Origin of the sequence: Desulfocucumis palustris, from assembly GCF_002933875.1 — a bacterium.
Lineage (GTDB): Bacteria > Bacillota > Desulfotomaculia > Desulfotomaculales > Desulfocucumaceae > Desulfocucumis > Desulfocucumis palustris.
In genome coordinates this window covers 1-737 of sequence record NZ_BFAV01000160.1, presented here as the reverse complement: position 1 = coordinate 737, position 737 = coordinate 1, and the positions used below count along the sequence as shown (strand labels likewise).

The 737-nt window shown below is 49.9% G+C and carries 1 protein-coding gene; it reads left to right on the top strand.

Annotated elements, in window-relative coordinates; all coding sequences use genetic code 11:
• Positions 1–25 precede the first annotated feature (25 nt).
• On the top strand, positions 26–737 hold a 712-nt coding region (locus DCCM_RS16285; protein ID WP_305791405.1), incomplete at its 3' end, for a pyruvate formate lyase family protein.

Here is a 737-nt window from a genome sequence, read left to right as displayed (position 1 = left end):
TCCGGCTATTATCAAAAGGGCGAAGTTGTTTGAGTATATTGTCGAAAACAAGACCCTGTACATTGACGACAACTTTTTTGTCGGCAGTGTGGCTCAGTATGTAGCGGGAGTTTATCCGTACCCCGAATGGAATGTCGACTGGATGAAGGATAAGGAAGGAAAAGCACTTAGTCACCTGGGCGAGATGAATATCTCCGACGAGGATAGGAAAATTTTTGGGGAAATAGTTAAATACTGGGACGAACGCTGCATTTACAACCAGGCCAATAAGCTTTTCGAGGAGATTTACGGTTACAGTTCCCTGCCTGCCCAGGATACAGGACTCTTTTATGACGGCAACTCCTGGCCCGCCGGGGGAGGGACTATGAATTACAACCTGGTCCTGGTCAAGGGTGTAGGCGGCATCATCGAGGAAGTCAAAGAACGGCTGGCGGCTCTGGAAGTAAACAGTGAAAACAGGAAAAAGCGCAATTTTTATACAGCACTTTTAATCACACTCAGGGCGGTTAACCGCTTGGCGTACAGGTATGTTGAACTGGCCAAAAAAATGGCGGCCGAAGAGAAGAATTACGAGCGCCGTCAGGAATTGCTGGAAATAGCTGATATATGTGAGTGGGTGCCCGAGCATCCGGCGCGGACCCTCAAGGAGGCCTTGCAGAGCTTCCTCCTGATCCACCTTTGCCTGGAGATGGAGGTAACCGGCTGCGGGTATTCCCTCGGATACTGGGGGCAGTACA